This window comes from uncultured Parabacteroides sp., assembly GCF_902493135.1.
GTDB lineage: Bacteria > Bacteroidota > Bacteroidia > Bacteroidales > Tannerellaceae > Parabacteroides.
This window is the reverse complement of record NZ_CABUOD010000005.1, coordinates 1-18,882: the sequence shown is the minus strand read 5'-3', so window position 1 is coordinate 18,882 and position 18,882 is coordinate 1. Positions and strand designations below refer to the sequence as shown.

12 protein-coding genes and 1 pseudogene are annotated in these 18,882 nt (G+C 51.6%); 7 read left to right on the top strand and 6 right to left on the bottom strand.

From position 1 onward, the window contains the following. Together RDN79_RS03435 and RDN79_RS03430 are read right to left on the bottom strand one after the other, a co-directional pair. The gene (locus RDN79_RS03435; RefSeq protein WP_298553885.1) at window positions 1–4,086 is read right to left on the bottom strand and encodes a hybrid sensor histidine kinase/response regulator transcription factor; all 4,086 of its coding nucleotides are present in this window, start codon (window positions 4,084–4,086) and stop codon (window positions 1–3) included. 78 nt (window positions 4,087–4,164) lie between these two features. Further along, complete coding sequence (locus RDN79_RS03430) at window positions 4,165–4,671, bottom strand: flavin reductase family protein (protein WP_298553882.1); 507 nt, start codon at window positions 4,669–4,671, stop codon at window positions 4,165–4,167. A gap of 220 nt (window positions 4,672–4,891) precedes the next feature. On the opposite strand from RDN79_RS03430, the gene RDN79_RS03425 reads away from it, so the two are divergent. Beyond that, complete coding sequence (locus RDN79_RS03425; RefSeq protein ID WP_298553879.1) at window positions 4,892–6,292, top strand: sodium:alanine symporter family protein; 1,401 nt, start codon at window positions 4,892–4,894, stop codon at window positions 6,290–6,292. A gap of 7 nt (window positions 6,293–6,299) precedes the next feature. Here the strand turns inward: RDN79_RS03425 and RDN79_RS03420 are convergent, their stop codons facing one another. Next, entirely contained in the window at window positions 6,300–7,526 is a 1,227-nt protein-coding gene (locus RDN79_RS03420) for a pitrilysin family protein (RefSeq protein ID WP_298553877.1), read from the bottom strand. A gap of 92 nt (window positions 7,527–7,618) precedes the next feature. On the opposite strand from RDN79_RS03420, the pseudogene RDN79_RS03415 reads away from it, so the two are divergent. The 5 genes and pseudogenes from RDN79_RS03415 to RDN79_RS03395 all read left to right on the top strand — a co-directional run bounded on the left by RDN79_RS03415 (window position 7,619) and on the right by RDN79_RS03395 (window position 12,845). Further along, a pseudogene (locus tag RDN79_RS03415) lies at window positions 7,619–8,150 on the top strand (ORF6N domain-containing protein). A 101-nt stretch (window positions 8,151–8,251) separates the two neighbouring features. Beyond that, complete coding sequence (locus tag RDN79_RS03410) at window positions 8,252–8,869, top strand: SIS domain-containing protein (RefSeq protein WP_298554140.1); 618 nt, start codon at window positions 8,252–8,254, stop codon at window positions 8,867–8,869. A gap of 5 nt (window positions 8,870–8,874) precedes the next feature. After that, complete coding sequence (locus RDN79_RS03405) at window positions 8,875–9,804, top strand: carbohydrate kinase (protein WP_298553875.1); 930 nt, start codon at window positions 8,875–8,877, stop codon at window positions 9,802–9,804. Window positions 9,805–9,882: 78 nt separating this feature from the next. Beyond that, on the top strand, window positions 9,883–10,947 hold the full coding sequence (locus tag RDN79_RS03400) for a tyrosine-protein phosphatase (RefSeq protein ID WP_308572905.1): 1,065 nt from the start codon (window positions 9,883–9,885) through the stop codon (window positions 10,945–10,947). Window positions 10,948–11,072: 125 nt separating this feature from the next. Next, entirely contained in the window at window positions 11,073–12,845 is a 1,773-nt protein-coding gene (locus RDN79_RS03395) for a DEAD/DEAH box helicase (RefSeq protein WP_298554137.1), read from the top strand. Window positions 12,846–13,068: 223 nt separating this feature from the next. Here RDN79_RS03395 and RDN79_RS03390 read toward each other — a convergent pair whose 3' ends face one another. From RDN79_RS03390 to RDN79_RS03380, 3 genes are read right to left on the bottom strand one after another with little or no spacing between them, the layout of a single operon-like run. Further along, on the bottom strand, window positions 13,069–14,103 hold the full coding sequence (locus tag RDN79_RS03390; RefSeq protein ID WP_298553871.1) for a S41 family peptidase: 1,035 nt from the start codon (window positions 14,101–14,103) through the stop codon (window positions 13,069–13,071). A gap of 44 nt (window positions 14,104–14,147) precedes the next feature. Beyond that, window positions 14,148–15,020, bottom strand: a complete 873-nt coding sequence (locus RDN79_RS03385) for a DUF3316 domain-containing protein (protein WP_298553870.1) — start codon at window positions 15,018–15,020, stop codon at window positions 14,148–14,150. 35 nt (window positions 15,021–15,055) lie between these two features. Then, entirely contained in the window at window positions 15,056–17,800 is a 2,745-nt protein-coding gene (locus tag RDN79_RS03380; RefSeq protein WP_298553868.1) for a DNA gyrase/topoisomerase IV subunit A, read from the bottom strand. Between the two features lie 492 nt (window positions 17,801–18,292). Here RDN79_RS03380 and RDN79_RS03375 point away from each other — a divergent pair, with 492 nt between their 5' ends. Further along, window positions 18,293–18,676, top strand: a complete 384-nt coding sequence (locus RDN79_RS03375; protein WP_298553866.1) for a helix-turn-helix domain-containing protein — start codon at window positions 18,293–18,295, stop codon at window positions 18,674–18,676. Window positions 18,677–18,882 lie beyond the last annotated feature (206 nt).

Here is an 18,882-nt window from a genome sequence, read left to right as displayed (position 1 = left end):
TTATTCCGGCACAAACTTCTCCAGATACTCGCTGGGCTGCATGCCGAATTCCTTCTTGAAACAGACACTAAAATACTTCGGGTCGTTAAAGCCGACGGCATAAGCCAATTCGGAAACGCGGATATGCTTCTTCTCTTCCATGATCCGGCAGGCTGCCTTCAGGCGGATGTTCCGAATAAAGGCGGAAGAGTTGAGTCCGGTAAGCGATTTCAGCTTGCGGTAGAGGGTGGATTTGCTCGTACCCATTTCATCGAGGAATACTTGCTGGTCGAAGTCGGGGTCCGACAGGTGGCGGTTGACACAATCGATCGCCTGCTGTAGGAAATTCTCGTCGAGGCTCGTATAGTTGAGTTCGTTTGTCTCGAACACCAACTGTTTCTTAAAGTCGCCCGACACACGTTCCTTCTGCTTCAACAAATTATTGATACGGGCGTGGAGCACGCTCAGGTTGAACGGCTTCGTAATGAAGCCGTCCGCACCGGCGTCATACGCCTCCGCCCGGTCTTCCTCCCGATTCTTCGCCGTCAGCAGGACGATAGGGATATGGCTGGTTTCAAGGCAGCCTTTCATCCGTTTGCAGAACTCGATCCCATCCATTTCGGGCATCATGATGTCGGAGACGATCAGGTCGATATCTTCCCGGCCGATAATCGCCATCCCCTCTTTTCCGGTGGTAGCGGTAAAGACCTTGTAGGTCGGACTCAACAAGCGGACCATCAGATGCAACAGGTCCTCATTATCCTCGATCAACAGCAGAGTCCGGAGGTGATCGGCCGGCTTCGCGGGTTCGGTTTCCGGTTCCTTCAAGACGGGAACGGCAGTCGCCGGAGTTGTCTGAACCCGTATGCTTTCATCGACCTCTTCGGGGAGATAATAATCACGACGGATAGGGATGATCACGGTAAAGGCGGTACCTTCGTCCTGTTTGCTCGACACCGTTATGTTTCCTTTGTGCAACTGTACTAGGTCTTTGGTCAGCGAAAGCCCGATACCCGTTCCGATCGTCTTGAACTTGCGATAGTCACCTTCGTAAAACCGCTTAAACAGGTTCTTCACGGCCTCCGGCGAGAGCCCTTTTCCATTATCTTTTATGACGATCCCGGCTTTCCCCGGTTCAACGACCGACAGCTCCACACGGACCACACCGCCGGGCTCGTTGTATTTGGCGGCATTGGACAGGAGATTATACAAGATCTTGTCTACCTTGTCCGTGTCGAACCAGGCAGGCAACTGTTCGGGCCGGCAGACCAGTGAGAAGTTGATCTCCTTCTTCTTGATCAGCGGACGGAAACTATCCACACTGTTGCGGACAAACGCAGCCAGGTCGCCCTGCGAGACCTTCAACTTCAGGTTGCCGGTCTCCGCCTTCCTGAATTCCAGTATCTGTTGGAGCAGGCGAATCAGGCGGTTGATATTGTTCGTCATGACCTGATAGTGCTCCTCGTTCTGCGGACTGATCCTCTTCAACTCGTCCACCGCAGCCGACAGGATGGTGAGCGGGGTCAACAATTCATGCGTGATATTCGTAAAGAACTGCAATTTGGAATGGTTCACCTCCTCCGCCTTCGCCTGTTCGAGGCTGCTTAGATGCAAGGCGTTCTGCATCTCGATCCGGTAATGCACGATCCGGTAAGCGGCATACGCCAAGAGGCACAACAAAAGGACATAGCCGGCATACGCCCACCCCGATTTCCAGGGCGGCGGCAAAATCACGACCGACAGATGCCTGGCTGTCTGGTTCCAAGTCCCGTTAGAATTGGTCGATTTGAGCAGGAAGCTGTAAGTCCCCGGCTTCAGGTTATTGTAATAGGCCAAAGGATGCGAGGCATCGGCATACTGCCAGCCTGAATCGAAACCTTCCAGTTTATAAGCATATTTAATCTGCCGGGGATTGGAGAAACTCAAGGCGGCAAACTCGATGCTGAAGTTATTCTTACGGTAGTCCAACCGGATACGGTCCGTAAAATCGGGTGCCAGCCGGGATATCTCCTCCTTCTCCTCCGCATCGAGCAGAGACCAGGAACGATTGTATATTTTGATATCCGTAATCCGGACCGGCGGGAACGTCTCTTCGTCCGTCATCCGGTCGGGAAAAAAACTGTTGTAGCCGCGGTATCCTCCAAAGAACATCTCGCCGTTGGTATCGGTAAAAGCCGTGTTCCGGTAAAAGATGTTATCCTGCAAGCCGTCGGAAACGGTGTACAGGCGGTAGGCCACATCCGAAAGATTGTCCGGGATACGGACTTTCATCAGGCCTACGTTCGTACCCATCCAAAGGTTCCCCTGCCGGTCCTCCTGGATGCTGAAGATGGCGTCGCCGGGCAAATTGGCAAGTTTGTGCACCGGGATGAACCGGTCCTGCTCCGGATCATAGAGGTTAAGCCCCCCTCCTTCCGTCCCCGCCCAAAGACGTTTGCGGCTGTCGATAAAGAGAGAGAGGACGGAAATGCTGATCAACTTATCTTCGTCGAGAGAATAGCGTTCAAACGACATTTCACCCGGCCGCGACAAATCGCCGGTGATCCTGATCACCCCGCCGTTATTCGTTCCGGTCCAGATTTGCCCCTGCGAATCCTGCACGATAGCCTGATAAGCATAAGCATTGACAGAAGTGCCATCCAGTTTCACGGAATCGAACCGGACACCCTCGCCGTTTGCCATAAGGACACATATGCCGTTACGGGTACCGAACCAGGTATTCCGTTCCCGGTCTTCACAAATCGAAAAGATGCACTGGTTAGGCAACCAGGGGGCGGAGCCGTAGTCAAGCAACTGCGCCTGCTCGCCGGCAGGCAGCGACCGGTCGTAAGAAACAGCTCCCCAGTCATACGTCCCCAGCCAAATCCGCTCCGAAGTAGGAGACTGGACGATCGTATTGACCGTAGGCAGACGGCCTAACTTCCTGAACTCCGGCAAATCCAGATTGTGGGTATAACTCCCGGCCGCACGGTCATGGACGAAGAATCCCCAACTCCCCAGACCTATCCAAAGCAGCCCTTCCCTGTCCACCATCAGACTGCGGACAGAAGAGTTCGTAAGCAGCGGGTTATCGATCGCCTCCAACCGGTCCAGCCTAAACTCCGGTTTGCGGGTAATAACCGTATTCACCCCTCCTCCCAACAATCCGAGCCACATCATCCCTTCGTCGTCCCGGAATACGGAATTGACATCATTATAATGTACGGACTTATCCGAATTGTCCGGACAGTAGTTCCGGAACAGGCCGTTCTCTTCGTCGTAAAGCACGCTTAACCCGCCACGGGTCCCTACCCAGAGTGTCCCCGTATTCAGGTCTTCCTCCATGTCGTAGACGATATCATAGCAAAGGCTGTTCGGATCGTTGTCGTCATGCCGGAACTGCTTCCAGCCCAAATGCTCCGGCTCATAGGGGTTCTCAAGCAGGAACAAGCCGTAGCCCCACGAGGCGACCCAGATACGTTGCTTGCTGTCCTCGAATATACCGAAAGCGGAATTCAACTCGTTCAACGCCGGATAGGCATACACCTCATCCTTCTGCCCGTCGTACCGGAAGATACCGTCAGACCAGGTTCCGATCCACAGGTTCCGCCTGGAGTCTTCGACCAAAGCCTTGACAGACCCCTTCACGATACCGGGTTTGAAGGCGATGCAGGAATCCTGCCCGGGAAGATATTCGAATACACCCGTCTCCGTCCCGATAAACACACGGTCGGAAGAGGTGACCAGCAGGCGGTCCACTATGCTGCGCTGCAATCCCGGACAGGTGATTTTCCGTATCTGCCCGTTCGTCTTATCCAGCACGTTCACCCCGTCGTAGGTCGCAATCCACAAGTTATGCCGGTTGTCATCCGTGATGCAGTTGATGGTATTGTTGCTCAACAGTCCGGGCGTATGCAGGTTCGATTTGAAAGTCCTAATCTGATAGCCGTCATAGAGGCACAGCCCGCTATTGGTGGCGATCCAGATATACCCGTCCTTGTCCTGATACACCTGGCGCACCTCGTCCGTCGGGAGTCCGTTTTCTACCGATATATGTCCGAAACGCAAAGCAGGGAAAGGATGATCCGATCCATACAAACGGGGAAGGACGAAGAATAACAACGTCATAACCCATAGACGTATTGACATAGTATCAGACATAGTGTTTTTGTTGTGTTTCCGGCAAAAATAAAGAAAGTTTCCGATTTATCTCTCCCAGGCATTCAGTATTTCCGCCACATAGACGTTGTGCGGGTTCCCCGCCATGGCGCTGTACCACTTTTCGTATAAGGCGGGATCGACAAAATGATCCTTATCCATCTTAGTCACGTAAAGGGTTTTGCATTCAAGCGTCAGGCGCGATTCCTCGAAACAAGGGTTACCCAGATCGGTAAAGCGGGGCGTCAAACCCGTAGCAGCCACCTTGTCGATGTCCCGTCCCGACTTCGAACCGCAAATCTTGTGGGCGTCCTTATGCTCTTCCCCCAAGAAGGAAAGCGTGAAAGCGCCCTTCGCATCGACAAACTCGCGGGTATAACGTTCCGGACGGATAAAGACAAACACAACCGGCTTGTTCCACAGGAAACCTGCGCCTCCCCAGCTTGCCGTCATCATGTTGAACTTGTCCTTGTCGCCGGCGCTTACCAGCATCCACTCTTTTCCTATGATCTCGATAAAATTGTCTTTGATCAGACTCAGTTCTATTGCCTTCATAATTTCATACCTTATTTAAACCTCCCAAAGATACAGAAATATTTATTTGCGTGAGTGCTGAATTTAAATATTACAGAATAATAGCCGGGAGAGCGATAAAGATATGGCATATTAAGATATATTTCAGTACGGTTATCCGGATATTCTTGTCCATACAAAATATTTTCTTTAGGTTTGTAGCTTAATATTCACGTAATTATCAAGACGATAAACTGCCAAAATGGAAATACTGAACAACTGGATCAGCGAGATTAACGACCTCCTATGGTCGTATGTTTTAATTATCATGCTGTTGGGATGCGCCTTCCGGTTCACCTTCAAAACCCGTTTTGTCCAATTCCGTATGTTCCGGGAGATGATACGCGTACTCGGCGACTCCGCCAACAAAGCCCACGAGGGAGACAAACACATCTCATCCTTTCAGGCATTCGCCGTATCGCTCGCCAGCCGTGTCGGGACAGGCAACCTGGCCGGGGTGGCCACAGCCATCGCCGTAGGAGGTCCGGGAGCGGTGTTCTGGATGTGGATCATCGCCCTTTTAGGCTCGGCCAGCGCATTTGTCGAGTCTACGCTCGCACAGCTTTACAAACGGAAAGGGAAGGATTCCTTCATCGGAGGGCCGGCCTACTATATGCGGTACGGGTTGGGATTGAACTGGATGGGCGTACTGTTCGCCATCCTGATCTCCATCACCTTCGGCTTCGCGTTCAACTCTGTACAGAGCAACACGATCTGCGCCGCCATGCAGGGCTCGTTCGGGTTCGATCCGGCGGTGATCGGTACGATACTGACGGTACTGACGCTTGCCATCATCTTCGGGGGGATCCAGCGAATAGCCAAAGTGAGCAGCGTGATCGTCCCTGCGATGGCACTGGGATACGTGGCGCTCGCATTGGGGATCGTGCTATTCAACATCACGGAACTGCCGGACGTCATCAAGCTGATCGTAGGCAGCGCTTTCGGATGGGAACAGGCGTTAGGCGGTACAGTCGGCGCCGCCCTGATGCAAGGGATCAAACGCGGCCTGTTCAGCAACGAGGCCGGTATGGGATCGGCTCCGAACGTAGCGGCTACGGCATCCGTCACGCATCCGGTCAAACAGGGATTGATCCAGACCTTGGGTGTTTTCACCGACACCCTGCTGATCTGTACCTGCACGGCTTTTATCATCCTGTTCAGCGGGGCGCCGCTGGACGGTTCGGTAAACGGGGTGCAACTGACACAGCATGCCCTGACGCTCGAAGTAGGAAAAGCCGGAGGGATATTCGTTGCCGTAGCGATCTTTCTGTTCGCTTTCAGCAGCATCATCGGGAACTACTATTACGGGGAGGCGAACATCCGTTTCATCACGCCGAAGAAAAGCGTGCTCTACATCTACCGCCTGGCGGTCGGCGGCATGGTGATGTTCGGAGCGTTGGCAAGCCTGGAGCTCGCCTGGAGCCTGGCAGACATCATGATGGCTTTCATGACGATCTGTAACCTGGTCGCCATCTCGTTGCTGAGCAAGCAGGCCTTCCTGCTGCTGAACGATTACAGGGCACAGAAACGTAGCGGGATCAAGAGCCCGGTGTTCGATAAAAACAAGCTGCCGGAGCTGAAGGACAAGGCGGAATGCTGGTAAACGCTTCTTATTGATAGATCAGGCTGAACAACCGTTCAGGCGCAAAGACCTCGTTGGCGACCTCCCGTATCTCTTCGGCGGTCAGTCTTTCCACCTTGGCGAAGACTTCCGGCAGGGTGTCGTAGCGGTTATAATGGAGGAAGCTCTTGCCCAACCCCAAGAAAAGGCCTTCCCGGTTATCGCCGGAGACGCCCAACTGCCCGATCACCTGCTTCTTGGCCGCCGCCAACTGGGTTGCGGTCAGTTTCACCTCGCGTAGCTTCACCAGTTCCTTATGAACGAGCCTGATCGCCTTCTCCTTGTTTTTCGGATCGGTCCCGAAATAGATGCTTGCCAGTCCCGTATCGGTATAAGAGGTCACGTTCGATTCGACGTTATAAACAAGCCCGTTCTTTTCACGGAGAGAGACATTCAAACGGTTGTTCATGCCCGGACCTCCCAAGAGGTTGTTCAGCAGGAACAGCGGCAGGCGCTTCTCGTCGTGCATGCTGTATGCCCGTCCTCCGATCAGCACATGCGCCTGATGGGTATCTTTGTGTATCTGGCGGCTGGCGGGAAGAATCTCACCGGGTGCCGTCCGGTTACTTGCCGCCATCGGGAAAGCGATATCCGACAAGGTGCTTTCCGCCATCTGCACGATCTTCCTGAACGGAATCCGGCCCATCGAGAAGAACACCATGTTTTCAGGGGCATAGAACCGCCTCATAAACGACTTGCCGGACTCGCTGCCGAAACCGAGCAGCGACTGTTCGTCCCCCAAGATGTTATGTCCCAGCGCATGGCCGTCGAACAGCAAATTCTCGAACTCATCGAAGATCAGTTCCGAAGGGCTGTCCTCATACGAATTGATTTCGTCCAGGATCACATCCACCTCCTTCTCGATCTCCTGCTCCGGGAACTGCGAATGAAACACCAGGTCAGCCAGCAGCTCGAAAGCCCGCCGGAAATGTTCCTCCATAAAGATGGAATAGACGAAAGTCTCCTCCTTTGTGGTGTAGGCGTTCAGCTCCCCTCCCACATTCTCCATCCGGTTCAGGATATGCCAGGACTTGCGTTTTTCCGTCCCTTTGAAGATCATGTGTTCGACAAAGTGAGCCAAGCCGAACTCGTCCGCTTCCTCATCCCGTGTCCCGGCATTCACGGCAAAACCGCAGTACGACACCGGGGAAGCAGCAGGGAGATGTACGAGACGCAAACCGTTCGGTAAAATATGTGAGAAGTAATCTTTTTCCATTATCCATTCATTAGAGGGCACAAAAGTACAATAAATATTTGTTTACAGACTTTTTTTAACTACCTTGGCCCTCAAATTAAAACTCCTTTACTATGGAATTACGAACGATACAGAGTAAGATTTACGAGATCAGAGGGCAGAAGGTCATTTTAGATTTCGACCTGGCTGAATTATACCAATCAGATACCCGTTCCCTCAACCAAGCTGTCAAAAGGAATATAAAGCGTTTTTCCTCCCGATTTTATGTTCCAACTAACCACTGACGAATGGTCTGTCTTGATATCACAATTTGTGACATCAAGTTGGGGTGGAACCCGGAAACGTCCCTTTGCATTTACAGAACAAGGTGTCGCCATGTTATCAGGACTGTTGAAGAGCGATATCGCAATAGAGGTGAATATTTCAATCATGCGTGCTTTCGTCGCCATGCGCCAATACCTGCTCAACTCCACTCCCTCGCCCCTGCTCAAAGAACTAAAAGACCGGATCGAGGCGTTAGAAGACATCACTGAAGAAAATGAAGAAAAATTTGACGAGATCTACCTCGCCCTGGCGCAACTGGCACAGAAAAACAAACAGAACAACAAACCCCGTAATCCAATAGGGTTCGTCAAACCCCAATAAAGCAGCAAAAATATAGGTCATTCCATGTGCAGGTATCATTAAAATAGATACTTTTGTACTTTGTTAAGTTCATAACACTATATAGAATCATTTTAAAAGCTATGATAAACGAAGCAATCTCGTCTATTCTGCAACAAGAAGCTGAAGCAGTACGCAATATTCCGATAACCGGCGGCTATGAAGAGGCTGTGACACTCATTGTGAAGCATGTGCACGAACTCGGCGGAAACCTGATCACCAGCGGTATGGGCAAAGCCGGGCAGATCGCCATGAACATCGCGACCACCTTCTGCTCGACCGGCACGCCCGCCTACTTCCTGCATCCCAGCGAAGCGCAGCACGGCGACCTCGGTATTGTCCGCAAGAACGATGTCATGTTGCTCATCTCCAACTCCGGCAAGACACGCGAACTGCTCGAACTGGTGGAGTTGACGCGCGGCCTCGTACCGGAGATGCAGTTTATCGTTATCACCGGCAACCCCGACAGCCCGCTGGCAGCCGAAGCGACGATCTGCCTGCCGACCGGTGCGCCGAAAGAAGTCTGTCCCTTAGGCCTCACCCCCACCACATCGACCACGGTCATGACGGTGATAGGCGACCTGTTGGTAGTCGGAACCATGAAACGCATCAACTTCGGCTATCCCGACTATGCCAAACGGCATCACGGCGGTTACCTGGGTTCGAAAAGCCGCGAACAGTGTAAAACCGGAAACCAATAAACAGCATGAGGAAGGTAATCGGCATCGGAGAAACCATTCTCGACATCCTATTCAGGAACAACCAACCCCATACGGCAGTTCCCGGCGGGTCGACCTTCAACGGCCTCGTCTCGTTAGGACGCCTCGGAGTGCCCGTCTCCTTCATCAGCGAAGTGGGCAACGACCGCGTCGGCGACATCATCCGCAACTTCATGAAGGAAAACAACCTTTCCACCCGCTATGTCGACCGTTTCCCGGACGGCAAAAGCCCGATCTCGCTCGCGTTCCTGGACGACGACAGCAATGCCGACTACACCTTCTACAAGGATTATCCGAAGCAACGCCTCGACGTGCCCCTGCCGGAGATCAACGAAGACGACATCTTCATCTACGGCTCCTACTATTCGCTGAACCCCGCGCTCAGGGAGCGGATGTCGGAGTTCCTCGACCATGCACGCCAGCGCAAGGCGATCCTCTACTACGATCCGAATTTCCGAAAGGCGCACGCCCACGAAGCGATACGCCTCGCCCCGACACTGCTCGAGAACTTCGAATATGCCGATATCGTACGCGGCTCGGACGAGGACTTCCTCAATATCTTCGGGGAGGCCGACAGTGAAAAGGTCTACACCGACCATATCCGTTTCTACTGCGACCGTTTCATCACCACCCACGGAGCCGGAGGCGTGAACCTCTACCACGGCGACCTGCGCCGTCATTTCGATTCGCCCGCCATCCGCCCGGTCAGCACGATCGGAGCCGGCGACAACTTCAATGCAGGCCTCCTCTACGGTCTGTTAAAATATAATGTCCGCCACCGCGACCTCGCCACCCTGCCACAGCAGACGTGGGCGAACATCATCCGGTGCGGGATCGATCTGGCCACCGAGGTCTGCCGCAGCTACGACAATTACATTTCTAAAGAATTTGCATCCTCCTACCTCTCCCAGTCTTAAATATCATTAACCGGGAAGATAAAGGGGTATAAAGACACATGTTTTTCACTATCTTTGCTTTACATGAGTAGTAGAAATATGATATTGAAACGGATTCTTTTCTTGTTCACCAGTGTGACCTTATTGTCAGGATGCAGCTCCGGCAGAGCACCTGAGATTCGCGCCATCTGCCTGCGTGACGACATCGGCAACTATATTATCAAATGGGAAACGGACCCCCATACCGACGGAGTGATGAAACTTTACGTATCCGACACCCCCAACTCCTTCGACATGTCGCGACCGTGCAGCTACGCCGACATCAACGACGGACGGGTGACCTACATCACGAACGACAACATCACCCGCAAATACTTCCTCCTGTCGTTCAACGACAAATACTACCACACCGTCGGCGCCCGCTCGGTACAGATGGACAGCGTCCAGAACCTGCGCGACATAGGAGGCTATTTCAGCGAACACGGGGGCCGTATGACCGGCTGGGGCAAAATATTCCGTTCGGGCGAGCTCAAGGCGCTTAGCCGCAACGACACCATCCGGCTGGACAACCTGAAGATCAAAACGGTCATCGACCTCCGGGGAGAAGACGAAATAGCCCTCGCCCCGGAAAAATATACAGGAGCGAACATCATCTCCATCCCGATCCCGGTAAAAGGCAAAGACCGGATCGCCCGACGCCTGGAAGAAGGGCGCATACGCAAAGGCGACGGGCTCGTGTACATGCAGGATACATACATCAGCTACGTGACGGACAACAGCGAACAGTTCGGCAAGGCCCTGAGAGTCTTCCTCAACAAAGACAACTACCCGATCCTCGTGAATTGCTCAATGGGGAAAGACCGCGCAGGTTTCCTGACGGCCATGCTGCTGACGGCTCTCGACGTACCAGAAGAAACGATCATGAAGGACTATATGGCTTCGAACAACCATATAGACCTGAGCCACCTTGCCTATATGGCACGCAATCTCAATACGGACGCCCAGGAAACCATCACCGTGCTGCTCGGTGCAAACGAGACATGGCTGGACCTGGCCTTCCATAAGATAAAGAAAGAGTACGGTTCGACCGACAAATATCTGTCAAACGGGTTGCATCTCACGGAAAAAGAGCGCGATACATTAAAAGATATCATACTAAACTAACCGGTATCCGAATTATTTGCGTATCTTTGTCCCCACTCTGAATTTATTATATATACATATATCACATTTTGAAAACATTTGAAGAATTAGGAGTTGCCGCACCAATACTGAAGGCAATTCAAGAAATGGGCTACGAATCGCCCATGCCGGTACAGGAGGAAGTGATTCCTTTCCTACTGGGAGACGACAACGACGTAATCGCATTAGCGCAGACAGGTACGGGAAAGACAGCCGCTTTCGGCCTTCCTATCCTGCAAAAAATCGATGTGACTACATATCAGCCCCAAGCACTCGTACTCTGTCCCACTCGCGAGCTCTGCCTGCAGATCGCCGACGACCTGAACGACTACTCCAAGTATATCGACAACCTGAAGGTCCTCCCGGTCTACGGAGGTTCCAGCATCGAGAGCCAGATCAAGACGCTGAAACGCGGTGTGCACGTGGTCGTGGCCACGCCGGGACGCCTGCTGGACCTGATGAACCGCAAGACGGTAGACCTCAGCCTGGTGAAGAACGTCATCATGGACGAGGCGGACGAGATGCTCAACATGGGCTTCACCGACAGCATCAATGCCATCCTTGCCGAAGTGCCGGAAAACCGCAACATGCTGCTCTTTTCGGCCACCATGCCGAAGGAGATCGCTGCCATCACGAAGAAGTACATGAAGAATCCGAAGGAGATCGTGATCGGCAACAAGAACGAAGGCAACAAGAATATCCGCGATATCTACTACATGGTGCGTGCACAGGACAAGTACCTGGCCCTGAAACGTATCGCCGACTTCTACCCGAACATCTACGGCATCGTCTTCTGCCGCACCCGCAAGGAGACGCAGGAGATCGCCGACAAACTGATACAGGACGGTTACAACGCCGACTCGCTGCACGGCGAACTGAGCCAGGCGCAGCGCGACTACGTGATGCAGAAGTTCCGCGTCAAGAACATACAGATCCTGGTCGCCACCGACGTGGCTGCCCGCGGCCTGGACGTGGACGACCTGACACACGTGATCAACTACGGCCTGCCCGACGAAGTGGAATCCTACACACACCGCCGCGGACGTACGGGCCGTGCCGGAAAGACGGGTATCTCCATCTCCATCTGCCACGTGAAGGAAAAAGGCAAGATACGCGAGATCGAACGGATCATCAACAAGAAGTTCGAGAAAGGCGAAATGCCTACCGGACATGCGATCTGCGAAAAGCAGCTTTTCAACCTCGTAGACCAGATCGAAAAGGTGAAGGTGAACGAAGAAGAGATCGCCTCCCTGATGCCCCAGATATACCGCAAGCTGGAATGGTTGGACAAGGAGGACATCATCAAGCGTGTCGTTTCCTTGGAGTTCAACCGTATGATCGACTACTATAAGGATGCCGACGAGATCCAGCAGGTGGATGAACGCGCCGCCCGCAGTGAACGGGGCGAACGCCGTGCGTATGCGGCCGAAGAGGGCTATTCGCGCTTCTTCCTCAACTTCGGCAAGGCCGACGGGCTCTATCCGAACCAACTGATCGAACTGGTCAACAAATGCGTGCCGGGCAAGGTGCGCATCGGCAAGATCGACCTGCGCGACAACTTCTCTTTCTTCGAAGTGGAAGAGGGTGAAGCACAGCGCGTGATGGACAGCATGAACGGGTTTGAAGTGGACGGACGCCGCATCTCCGTCGAACCCGCACAGGGCAAGAAGGGCGAAGGTGACGGCAAAGGACGTGGCGGCAAACGAAGCTATGGCCGGAACGAAGGCGGCTACAAGGGCAAACGAGACGGAGGCAAAGAGGGCGGACGCCGGGGTGGCGACCGTTCGGACCGCACCTTCCGCAAAGACGAACGCGACAACGACCGCCCGTGGAAACGGACAGCCGCCGCACGCGACGCCCGCAAGAAAAGACGTTTCTGATCCCTTCCCACGCTAACAAAAGCAGGAGACAGCAGCATACATCAGCAACCCCCAGCCGGCAACGACGGGGGGTTGCTGTTTTTGGACGCGGGCGAAACCGGCTCGTTTTCCTCATCCTTTCATCCGGACGCTTCTTTTTAAAGTTCAACAAAAGACCAACCATTCGGCGCCGTATATAATGAAGACCTCACCATTACGCAACACGGTAAAGATTAGCTTTTATTTATTTCGCAGCTTTCGCTTCTGCCGAATCGCTTTTTGCCAACAACAACCCTATCGCCGCCTCTATGATCGTATCCCGCCCTTTCATAATATCTTCTCCCGTAATGGCTACCGCAATATCCGGATCGATTCCGAACTCCGTGTGCTGTTTGTTCACGTCCAGGACCGGGCAGGCCGAGAAACGGACACTCCATCCGTTCGGCAATTCCGAACTGAAAGGCAAACCGCTACCGCCTCCCGTACGGTCGCCCATGACCGTGACTTGCGGAAGGAGACGCATCACATTGACAAAATCGTTCGTGGCGCTGTAGGAATGCCGATTAGTCAACACGACGACCGGATAAGGCCAACAGGTACGGTCAGACGGGGAAAGATAGACCGGACTGGGCTGGGTAAAATCGTTATGTCCGTTTCCTTTCTTATACTGCGTATAACCCGTCAGAATCCTTTCCTTAAGGAAACGCGAGGCGATGCGGTCGGAATAAAGCATGGAGCCGCCCCCATTGTCGCGCACATCAAATATCAACCCTTTGCATTCCTTGAAATACGCAAACATATAATCGAGGTTGTTTTCACCTACGCCACTCGAAAAACTGCCGTAATAGACATATCCGATCTTATCGTCCGCCAAACGCTTGTACTTCATTCCCCCGGCAATCTTATAGTCCGTACCGAGATAATTGTCCTGTATTTCTTTATAAAAGTTGGCCGGATAATCTTCATACCAAGCCCAATAACGGGACATGTCGAAAGAAGAGACCAGGTTGGTATGCCCGTCTTTTACCTCGGCAAGCATCTTGCCGAGGACATCGAACAGTTCGTACTGATTCATCGTGTCTCCCACAAGCAGGTTGTAGCGGTCGTACACGTCGTCCCAATCCACATCCTTGAAGGCAAAGAAACAGTAGTTCTCGTCCATGATACGCCAAAGCGCCTCGAAGTTCTCACGGGGAGACGAGTTATATTTCGTCGCTTTCTCGCAACCGGAGAACAGGAAGCAAAAGAGAAGAAGGCAATGTATAATGCTTGTTTTCATGATTTTAATTTTATATCTTTTGCCGGAAGATAATCCCCCGGCATTCAAAAATACACCGCGCTTTTGTACCGATGCCGCTCGCTCTTCAAACGCTTGCCTCCGAAAGAGACGAACTCTTTCACAAGCCCGATCATAAACGAGTTGGAGAGAACATGCGTCTTGATGCCGTTCACATCCGTCCGGTACATGCTGTTCAAATAGCCGACACGGACTGTAAAGCCGGACACCGGCACATCGAGCGTGAAATAGTTCCTCATCGCAAACTTGTTATGGAACGAACTGAACCGTACGACCCCGTCCTTGCTGCCTTGTGTCAAGAAATAATAGGGCTCGCCCTTATGCACCGAGAAGAGCACGCCGGCAAACGGCATCTCCGCCTGGTAACGGAATGTGAACGGGAAGTCCTTGATCTTGAAATTATAGATTGCCATGGCCGAGAGGTTCACGTCGAAGTCCGCCTTGCCGGAAACCGGATTATTGCTGTTACGCGTATTATAGATAAACCCACCCGCGAGGCGTGCGGATGCTCCGGCCAAGGCCTTCAATCCGGGCAGCACTTGCGGAAAACGGTAATGATAACCCAGGCTGTAATCCACGAATCCGGCATATTCGTTTGCCGTCTCCGCGCCGTTACGTGTCGAACCGAACTCCACGTTGATCAGTTGCTGGCGGGACACGTGATAGTCTGCCAGCCGCACGACCTTCATCCGTTCATTGAGGACACGTGCCACCCAACCCGTATAATTGATGTCCGTACTGGGCGAGAGATAGGTATCCCGCAAGTTATAACCGCCAATCCCGACCATCGTGCTCTCGTTGACCGAGCGCGGCGCTTCGTCCTCAACGGACTGAGCCATCAGAGGCAAAGCCAGAAAAAGGAAATTGAAAATTGAAAATTGGAAACCGAAAGCCGACATGTATTTTTTTTAATTTTTAATTTCTAACTTTCAATTCAGAAAAGTTTCATTTGCCCGGTAATCTCGTCGATAATATCCGAGTTGCTCCCTTGCGAGGAGGGCAATTCCCCGGCAAGGGAATCCGTATCCTCTTCATCGCCGTCATTTTGCTCCTGCGGTTGTAACGTAGGGGCAAAACGGACGGGATCGAGTTCGTTGATCGTTTCTATATCAAAAGTCGAAATACGTTTTCCTTTCGCCTTGAATCCTTTCACGGCGATAAATTCTTCCGCATCCAACACCAACGGTTCACGGAAAGAGTCATGCCCTCCAAACACCGCCTCGATCCGCGGATAGGCCTCATCAGTCAACAACATCAGGCGGCTCTTCGGATTCTCGCCGAGGAAGTTCTGCTTACGGCTTCCGACCTCCAGCTGGAAACGCTTCAGGTAGTAATACTTCTGATCGGCATCATAAAGGGCGGCCGTCCAGACTTTATTCGCATCAAACTTCTCGATATTCAATATATTAGGCTCGTAATGATTGCTCAGATCGAAGTTGGTCGTATAGAAATCGCCATTCTGAAGGATCACCAGGATCAGATCCTCACTCTGGAACTCGCCCAACTCTTCCCCGCGCCCATCGTAATTCAGGCGCAATACATCGCGGTCGAACCAGACCATACGGCCTCCCAATGTCGAACTTCCTTTCTGCTTCAGGCTGATCTTATGTATTTCCGCCTTTGTCAGGATGTTCCCCATAGAACCGCGCCCCTTAATCGCAATCTCGCTGAAATCCTTTTCAAAGACAAGCAACTTCTGACGGGGTTTCGGTTTCAGGATCACCTTCACCGTCTCGGCTTCGCCATTGGCATTGGCGCTGAAATAAAGGATGCGCGAACCTTCCGTTCCTTTGGTAATGTCATATTCCTTGTCACGCGTCACACCTGTCACGGCAAAACGCTTGATATAATTATAGCCGGCCTTCCCATCCCGGTAAATCACATTATAGATCGTACGACTGTCGTTCCGCTTGAAGACATTGAGGTAAAGGATATCCCTTCCGACGAACATCTTTTCACTGACTTTCACGATTTTGTAGCTACCGCTACGATAAAAGATGATCACGTCGTCGATGTCGGAACAATTGCAGACATATTCGTCTTTCTTCAAGCCAGTCCCGATAAATCCATCGATACGGTTGATATACAGTTTCTCGTTCGCCTCGACCACTTTGGTCGCCTCGATCGTGTCGAAGCTGCGCACTTCGGTCATGCGCGGATAGCTCTTGCCGTATTTTTCTTTCAGCATCATGAACCAGTCGACCGTATAATCGACGATATGCGCCAGATGGTCGTCGATCTTGGCAATGTCTTCCCGATACTGGGCAATGGTCGCATTACACTTGTCCGTATTGAACTTAAGGATGCGCCCCATCTTGATCTCCATCAGTTTCAGGATATCCTCGCGGGTCACTTCGCGGATGAAGTGCGGTTTGAACGGGTCAAGGCGCTTGTCAATGTGGGCAACCGCCTCGTCCATATCCTTCGCCTCTTCAAATTCCTTGTCCTTGTAGATACGTTCTTCAATGAATATCTTTTCCAGGGAGGCGAAGAAGAGCGATTCTTCCAGTTCCCCTTTTTGTATTTGCAGTTCGGTACGGAGCAAGTGCAGCGTGTCGTCGGTCGAATGTTTCAGCACATCGCTCACCGTCAGGAAATGCGGCTTGTTGTCCATGATGACGCAACAGTTCGGCGAAATGCTGATCTCGCAATCCGTAAAAGCATACAGCGCATCGATCGTCTTGTCGGAAGAGACGCCCGGAGCCAAGTGCACGAGTATCTCCACGTTGCGGGCCGTATTATCATCCACTTTCTTGATCTTGATCTTTCCCTTATCGTTTGCTTTCAGGATCGATTCGATCAAGGTGGAGGTCGTCTTTCCATATGGGATCTCGCTGATGACAAGCGTCTTGTTGTCCAGTTTCGTGATCTTGGCACGCACCTTCACGGAACCGCCGCGTTCACCGTCATTATATTTCGAGACATCAATATATCCGCCGGTCTGGAAATCGGGATACAGGGTAAACTCTTCCCCCCGCAGATAAGCGACGGACGCATCCAAAAGTTCGTTGAAGTTATGCGGCAGTATTTTGGAAGAAAGCCCCACAGCGATCCCTTCCACACCTTGCGCCAGCAGCAAAGGGAACTTGACGGGAAGCGTCACCGGCTCCTTGTTTCGTCCGTCGTAGGAAAGTTGCCAAAGAGTCGTTTTCGGATTGAAAACCGTTTCCAGCGCGAATTTGGAGAGGCGGGCCTCGATATAACGCGGAGCCGCCGCACCGTCGCCGGTGAGGATATTACCCCAGTTCCCCTGGCAGTCGATCAACAAGTCTTTCTGTCCGAGCTGTACCAGTGCATCACCGATGGAAGCGTCGCCGTGCGGGTGGAACTGCATGGTATGTCCGACAATGTTCGCCACCTTATTGTAGCGCCCGTCATCCAACCGCTTCATAGAATGCAGGATTCGACGCTGTACGGGTTTCAATCCGTCATTGATATGCGGAACGGCACGCTCCAAAATCACATAGGAGGCATAATCGAGGAACCAATCCTGATACATCCCCGACAAATGATAAGACACCCGACTTTCCGATTTGCCCGGTATCTTATATTCCGAATGTGTCTCCTGACTTGCTTCCGTCCCGACAGTTTCATCCCTGTCCCCATCAGCAACCGATTGTTCTTCCGTATCCTTTATTTCTTCGTTATCGTCCTGTTCAGTAATATCTTCCGGTCTCATATATCTATCCAAATCTTTTGCATCATCCCAGGCTCTGCGGCAATTGCTCATAAGCCATAATAGGCTGTAAATATACGAAATATTGCCGAAATAATAAAAAAGAACGGGGCAAGGGCCGGAAAAATTCAACAATAATAAACAGGAAGCTTTATTACTGACTCTCGAAACGGCTATGCGGACTACAAGGTTTTCTACCTCTCGACATCAAAAAAGAATACACATGTTCAAACCCAATCCATCCGTAGAATAATACGGTAAACCGACTACAACCGTACGTCAAATAAACGTTTTGGCAATTGAGTCCGCCCTTTAGCCCGTACTCCTAAATGAAAAAACCATAAATCCTTTTGACGGCAATAACGCCGGATTCATGTTCAACCGTTCAGGTACATCCATAAAATAAGAAAAATAACGAATGCCAAAATCGGATATGTCCACAATAATTATTACATTTGCCCGACATTAAATAAATATTATTCAATTTTTTACGATATGACAGCTGACTTAAAGAAATTGGTAGGGCAACGTCTTCATTTATTGCGAATGGAAAGAAATCTTACGCAAGAGCAAATGAGCGAAAAACTCAATTTATCGACAAGTGCATATTGCAAAATTGAATATGGAGAAACAGACCTTACACTTACCCGCTTGAATAAAATAGCAGAAGTCCTCAATATGTCTGCTACGGAACTTTTCACAAAAATAAGCGGAGATACTTATAACAACTCGCAAAGAGATTACGGTCGGGTATGGATTACCCGCGACAGCAGTATCGTTAATGTGGATAACAGTGAAGATCTGCGAGAGTTGGTTAAATCAAACTCCCGCCTGATCGATGTTTTGGTGAAAAGAATCGAAGATCTCGAAAAAAAGTAAGTAACGTGAGTTCGATATAACGAAATAAATGATTGAACACTCCGGACACTGCTCATTCAACAACTTCGTGGCAACCGCACCAAAATTCGGAAATCGTATGAAATATACCAAAAAAGGAATCTTACAATATAAGTTTTTGGTTCTTCGTCATTTTCGGGGCAGCAAAATATGCTAACCGCCTTTATCTATGGACTATGCCAGCTTAT

Bases quoted from the DNA above. Each gene is read 5' to 3' on its own strand.
- RDN79_RS03400 (WP_308572905.1), top strand. From the start codon at position 9,883: ATGATATTGAAACGGATTCTTTTCTTGTTCACCAGTGTGACCTTATTG.
- RDN79_RS03390 (WP_298553871.1), bottom strand. From the start codon at position 14,103: ATGAAAACAAGCATTATACATTGCCTTCTTCTCTTTTGCTTCCTGTTC.
- RDN79_RS03380 (WP_298553868.1), bottom strand. From the start codon at position 17,800: ATGAGACCGGAAGATATTACTGAACAGGACGATAACGAAGAAATAAAG.
- RDN79_RS03395 (WP_298554137.1), top strand. From the start codon at position 11,073: ATGGGCTACGAATCGCCCATGCCGGTACAGGAGGAAGTGATTCCTTTC.
- RDN79_RS03420 (WP_298553877.1), bottom strand. From the start codon at position 7,526: ATGGAAAAAGATTACTTCTCACATATTTTACCGAACGGTTTGCGTCTC.
- RDN79_RS03430 (WP_298553882.1), bottom strand. From the start codon at position 4,671: ATGAAGGCAATAGAACTGAGTCTGATCAAAGACAATTTTATCGAGATC.
- RDN79_RS03410 (WP_298554140.1), top strand. From the start codon at position 8,252: ATGATAAACGAAGCAATCTCGTCTATTCTGCAACAAGAAGCTGAAGCA.
- RDN79_RS03425 (WP_298553879.1), top strand. From the start codon at position 4,892: ATGGAAATACTGAACAACTGGATCAGCGAGATTAACGACCTCCTATGG.
- RDN79_RS03385 (WP_298553870.1), bottom strand. From the start codon at position 15,020: ATGTCGGCTTTCGGTTTCCAATTTTCAATTTTCAATTTCCTTTTTCTG.
- RDN79_RS03435 (WP_298553885.1), bottom strand. From the start codon at position 4,086: ATGACGTTGTTATTCTTCGTCCTTCCCCGTTTGTATGGATCGGATCAT.
- RDN79_RS03375 (WP_298553866.1), top strand. From the start codon at position 18,293: ATGACAGCTGACTTAAAGAAATTGGTAGGGCAACGTCTTCATTTATTG.
- RDN79_RS03405 (WP_298553875.1), top strand. From the start codon at position 8,875: ATGAGGAAGGTAATCGGCATCGGAGAAACCATTCTCGACATCCTATTC.